Source organism: Inconstantimicrobium porci, from assembly GCF_009696465.1.
Lineage (GTDB): Bacteria > Bacillota > Clostridia > Clostridiales > Clostridiaceae > Inconstantimicrobium > Inconstantimicrobium porci.
The window spans coordinates 1-5447 of sequence record NZ_VULX01000052.1 but is presented as its reverse complement, the minus strand read 5'-3'; the positions used below and the strand labels follow the sequence as shown (position 1 = coordinate 5447).

General features: G+C 31.1%; 5 protein-coding genes. 1 reads left to right on the top strand and 4 read right to left on the bottom strand.

Going from position 1 to position 5447, the window contains the following annotated elements; all coding sequences use genetic code 11:
* Nucleotides 1–394: 394 nt before the first annotated feature.
* Both FYJ33_RS15670 and FYJ33_RS15665 read right to left on the bottom strand, forming a co-directional pair.
* Nucleotides 395–1411, bottom strand: coding sequence for an Rpn family recombination-promoting nuclease/putative transposase (locus FYJ33_RS15670; protein ID WP_154532854.1), 1017 nt, complete (start codon nucleotides 1409–1411; stop codon nucleotides 395–397).
* Between the two features lie 513 nt (nucleotides 1412–1924).
* Nucleotides 1925–3379, bottom strand: coding sequence for a DUF4272 domain-containing protein (locus FYJ33_RS15665; protein WP_154532852.1), 1455 nt, complete (start codon nucleotides 3377–3379; stop codon nucleotides 1925–1927).
* 139 nt (nucleotides 3380–3518) lie between these two features.
* Between FYJ33_RS15665 and FYJ33_RS16745 the strand changes: the two genes are divergently transcribed.
* Nucleotides 3519–3662, top strand: coding sequence for a fumarylacetoacetate hydrolase family protein (locus FYJ33_RS16745; protein WP_328598721.1), 144 nt, complete (start codon nucleotides 3519–3521; stop codon nucleotides 3660–3662).
* A gap of 291 nt (nucleotides 3663–3953) precedes the next feature.
* Here FYJ33_RS16745 and FYJ33_RS15655 read toward each other — a convergent pair whose 3' ends face one another.
* Nucleotides 3954–4163, bottom strand: coding sequence for a helix-turn-helix transcriptional regulator (locus tag FYJ33_RS15655; protein WP_154532856.1), 210 nt, complete (start codon nucleotides 4161–4163; stop codon nucleotides 3954–3956).
* A 571-nt stretch (nucleotides 4164–4734) separates the two neighbouring features.
* Nucleotides 4735–5292 (bottom strand): Uma2 family endonuclease, encoded by a 558-nt coding sequence (locus FYJ33_RS15650; protein WP_154532850.1) that lies wholly within the window; start codon nucleotides 5290–5292, stop codon nucleotides 4735–4737.
* Nucleotides 5293–5447: the final 155 nt, after the last annotated feature.

Below are 5447 nucleotides of genomic sequence, written 5' to 3'. Positions count from 1 at the left end.
ATCTCCTTTCTACAGTTTTGAAGGTGATAACGGCCGAGAAATGAATCTGAAGTAAAATCTATTTCATCTCAACAATTTAAATGGTTAATGGAGGGATTGGCTATAGAGCAGAAAAAAGCTATTAAAATCTAGAATTTTTAGATGATCTTCTACCATGGTCAGATAAACTGCCACAAGAATGTAGAAAAACTAACCGATAAAAGCTGCCATCGCTGGCAGCTTTATTTTTTGTACAGGTACTCATTATTTACCGTTTACGTTATTAATATCATTTACTAATTATTGTATTTCTAAAATGATAGATATTTAGTGATATCCTTCTAAATATATCCATTAGCCAAGTTTCCTGAAATACTCCTCTTTGGTGTACATGATTCTCCAAGTCCTATAACAATCATCTTAACTCTCTTATTTCTTCTATACTAAGCCCAGTCTTAGCTGCAATTGTTTCATTATCTAAAACATCAAGCAGATTTAATGCCATGGTTCTTTTCATTTCTTGAAGTTCATTCTTTGCATTATCAGCTTCCTTCTTTGCATTATCAGCTTCCTTCTTTGCATTATCAGCTTCTTTTCGAGCATCTTGTGCTGCCTTTTGTGCTTTTTCTGCCTCTATTTTAGCTTCCTGTTCTGCTTTCTTAGCCTTCTCTTCTTGCTCTTTTATCTGCTGCATTTTATACTGTGCATATTTTTTCTTTGAAATTTCATCCATTATATACTTTTCACGAGCAAGATACTTCTGGTATTCTATTTCATCAGCACTAAGTTTATTCATAATCTTAACAGCCATATCGATTTCTTCCTTTCTGGATGATAATTTTTCAATAATATCTGAATCATGCTTTTCATTACATTCTTTCAAAAATACAATCCATTCTTCTAAATCATTTAATTCGTTGACATCCTTATCCACCTTAAATTTATCAAGTTCTATATAATGTATTTCTAAATCTTCTAGGAATAAAGTATTATCCTCTCTTTCTTTAATTACAAAAACATTATGATATTTATCATTTTCTTCTATTATGTTGAAATTTAAAATATTGATTACAATGCTTTTCTTAAGTTCATAATATGAATCACCTTTTCCAAGACTTTCAGCATATAATTTAGACCAATAGTACAAGCTTCTCTTTTTATAATCATCAACATCATTAATCTGCACTTCTATATCGATGTATTCATCTTTTTCTGTCTTTATTTTAATGTCCATTATAGACTGCTTATCCTTTATATATTCACGCTCATTGAAAGGATTAAGCTGTACAATTTCTTTTATCCTGTCGTCATCTTTAAGCTGAAGTATAGAATTTAGAAAATCCTTTAATATAATTTCACTGCTTTCTCCATTTCCTGCAAATACCTGCTTAAAAGCAAAATCAATTAATATATTAATAAGTCTGTTATTCATCTTTTTTCTCCTAATAATTTTATCTTTTGTTTCAGTATTTCCATAAGTTAAAGATATTATAACACATACATATCCATGTAGAAAATAAGCTGATGCAAACTTTACTGCATCAGCTCTTATTACTTTTCATAACTTCTATCTTAATTTTTCTATTTCTTCTATACTAATTCCAGTATTAGCTTTTTCTTCCTAATCTTTTATCTGCTACATTTTATACTGTGAATATTTTTTCTTTGACATTTCATCCATTATGTACTTTTCACGAGCAAGATACTTCTGATATTCTATTTCATCAGCACTAAGTTTATTCATTTTCTTCACCTGATTTTTTTATCTTTTGTTTAAGTTATTACCATGACTATATAAAATTATTCTATTTGTTTCAATATATTTTAAATGTAATCCTTCAATACTTTGAATCAGGAATTTCAAAGGAGGTTTGGAGGATTGTCCTCCATTTAAGATAAAAATCAGCACGCATAGCAATGCTGATTTCCTCCACAATTCTAAATTTTATATATACTCTCCGATTTCATCCCATTCTTCTCTATCTCCTGCTCCTATAAGCCAGTTAAGTGCTTTGTATCTCTCAACTACAACTTTATTAATCATTCCTGAAGGTGATGGCAGTTCACGACTTGTGGTATCTGCACATGACCATTCAAGGCAGGAGATAAGATCACATTCATCTAAAAGTTCTTTGTTTGACTTTAAGTCTGCTTTCTTGACTATCTCGGAAATACTGCCACATTGTTTTAGGAGATTTATTGTTAGAGCAATGTCACAAACATGATCAGGAAAGTCAAGCTTGTCCACCCCACTCTCTGACGAAGCCATATTCCAATTCTTAGCCAATGCATTATTCGAAGTTCCCTTCGTATTCTGAGCGACAGGAGAAACGTCTTTCTTATCCTCAACTGATACATTATATAAATCTTCCTTCTTATTCTCAGACAATGCCTTTGGCAAAGCCTCATTCTCAGCTCCAGCAAGCAGTCCTAGTGCCCATTCCATAACATATATACTTTCATACTGCCATGTGTGTGCTATAAGTTCTTCTCTTGTTGGATCTTGATTACTTAGATATTTCCTTTCCTTTGGTGAAAACATCTTATCTGCATCATATTTTTTGATTATTTGACTTGCAAAATTATAAGCCTCTTCGTAATCAGCATCTTCTCTGATACGGTATTCTGAGTATGCTGAAACAATCATCAGTGCCACTGCTCTTTCTGCTATTTCTTCTGCACTCCTGCATTTTGCTTTTGTCTCATCTTCAATAACTGGATAATCTGCTGGCACATAGATATACCTGCCAAGCATTAGATTGCGAGTTCTTTCCCTTCTTGTAATCTGCTCATCACTTATTTCCTTATTCTCAGAAGATAGTTCAAATTTTTCAAAAGGAACATAGTTTAAGAGAGTGCTGTTTCCTTTATCTGAAAGGATTAATTCCATGCATCGCTTCTCATCAGGTGACTGACAGTAAAATCCGTCCTCTTCTTCTCCCCTTATCAGCATTATTCCCTGCATTTCATTTAATACTGAAGCAAATGTCTGCTCAATAAAAGCTTTCTTATAATCTTCATCACCCTCATGGAAAGAATAATTAATAAAAATCATTGATTTAGTCAGATTAATTGAATATAGAAGATTGGTCTTTATGTCAGTATACTGCGTATCAACTTTATAAAAATGATTGTATATACTGCTGGTCTGGCTCTTGATAAATTCTGCTTCATCCTCTCCCATTGACTGCGAGATTCTTTCTACTGTAATACGTATATCATCATGATGTATCTCAAAGGGTTTGCAATCCTCAGGCTTATCAACATTGAATTTCCTGCACAATACATCCATCAATTTATCCATATCGTCTTCCATACTTAAAATAAATGTCTTATCGTTATAAGATACCTCTCTCTTTATTCTATCTGTTTGTTTATTAAGCAAATTCCATAGTTCCATCTGTACTCCCCCTGAAACAATTAATTTAAAAATTAATAAACAATAATACCCGGCATTAGTTTACAAGAAAATTATACCACGTTTTAGAACTTATGTTCTGTTTTTAAAAAACTTTTTATATTTTTTATATAAAGATTTAGTGGATGCTTTAGATTACGAAGTAGGGCTTGGATTGATTTTAAGCAGAGATGCTAAAAATGTGACTGCCGAAAAAGCTGAAAAGTACATTTTCGGTTATACTAATCTCCCCAGATATTATCGCGTTGCGGGCTTAAATCAATAGTAATAACTGTCTTAATATAGTCAATTGTTTCTTTTGCTATACCTTGCACTTGTGAATACCCCACAAAAACCCCCTTTTTTTGTAATTATATCACTTTTAATAATTTCCATATATCTCTACATCCATGATACACACATAACTTTTCTCTTTTTTAAAGAACGAAATTGCCTTCTGCCACTCTTTTACACAAACGCGTAAACCCTTTATTTTCAAGACTCTATGATATTAAAAAACGATATTTTCAATGCAATTTCCTATACCATCAAAAAAAGAACTGTCTTCAAACAGTTCTTAATCAAAGTAAAATAAGTCTTCAAACTTTTTATCAAGTGCAATACAGAGGATCAGTGCTAATTTTGCAGTTGGACTAAACTGTCCAGTTTCTATGGAGCTTATTGTATTTCTTGAAACTCCCACCATCTTAGCTAGTTCAGTCTGTGAAAGCTTCTTTTCTGCTCTTGCTTGTTTTAGTCTATTTCTTAATACTAAGCTATCTTCCATAATATCTCCTACCTTACTTTGCTTTTGTGGATTTGTAACTAGCTCAGCATCTGTAAGTCCAAATTTTAATACATTACGTCTGGCATCTGCAGCACCTTTCTTGGCTATTATTTTATAGTTTATACCAGACTTCTCTATTATCTCTACAAACTCTTTAGCTGTTGCATCACTTATTGTTACATAAATTGAGTCATAAATCTCCTTAAGAGCTTCAATGTTTTCTGAAAATAATTCTTTATTCTTGCCCCTCACATCATGTATTGTCCCTAAAAGTACAAAGTTATTCCTGCTCATTATTATATAGCCCCCAGTAATTAAAATATTAAATAATTTTAATTATATAATATCACAATGACTCCACAATATAGTAACATTAATTATAAGAAACTTCAAATAATCTAACAAAAAAGAAGGTATAAAGACATATAACGAAATACACGTCGCTAACTCGCTCCAAATCGTTTCTACATATATCTTTCAACCTTTGAACTCAATAAATTATTAATTTAATTTGCTTCTAATATAATTACCAATATCTTCTGCAAGCTTCAAGCCATCCTCAACGTCTTGCTTATTCAAATATATCTTTCAAATCTATTGAAAGATCTGAAAACACACTACTTTTATATACATCACCTGTTTTAAATGTATTAGTAATCTGATACTGCCCATCAACTAGTGAATATTGAACAATAAAACCATTCTGTTCAACAATATTATATTCAAGAACTCCAAACTTCTGATAAACATACAATTTTGTAATATAGTCATGATTTGCTGTACTCCTTGATACTATTTCAAACACAATCTTAGGTGGAGTAATAAAACTTTCCCCCTGCTTTTGTGGATTATCAAACATTACAAAAATATCTGGTTTATATTTATGAAGTTCTGATTCATTTTTAAATATAACTTCTTTCTGTTCATCATAAGGTCTGCATTTACTTCCTTTGAAATACAGTATTAAAAATGAAAGAATATTACCTTTTATTGAATTATGCTTTATTGATGTATTGGATGATAATACTATTTCACCATTTTCATATTCTGCTTTTCCATTAAAGTTAGCTGAAATTTCTTCAAACTGTTCTTCAGTATAATATGAATTAAAATTATGTGGTATATTCAAAAAAATCACCTCTATACATACACTTAAATAGGGTTAAGCATAATTCTTAGCCCTTATATATCAAGGCTCTACAGAGCCAAGATTTCTTTATCACTCAAATTTTCCTGAATTATCTATGTCCGTTTGGATAATACTAATATTAATGGATATACTAA

What these genes read in the sequence shown, in the direction of transcription:
- FYJ33_RS15655 (WP_154532856.1), bottom strand. Translation starts at nt 4,163, where the DNA reads ATGGAAGATAGCTTAGTATTAAGAAATAGACTAAAACAAGCAAGAGCA.
- FYJ33_RS15665 (WP_154532852.1), bottom strand. Translation starts at nt 3,379, where the DNA reads ATGGAACTATGGAATTTGCTTAATAAACAAACAGATAGAATAAAGAGA.
- FYJ33_RS15670 (WP_154532854.1), bottom strand. Translation starts at nt 1,411, where the DNA reads ATGAATAACAGACTTATTAATATATTAATTGATTTTGCTTTTAAGCAG.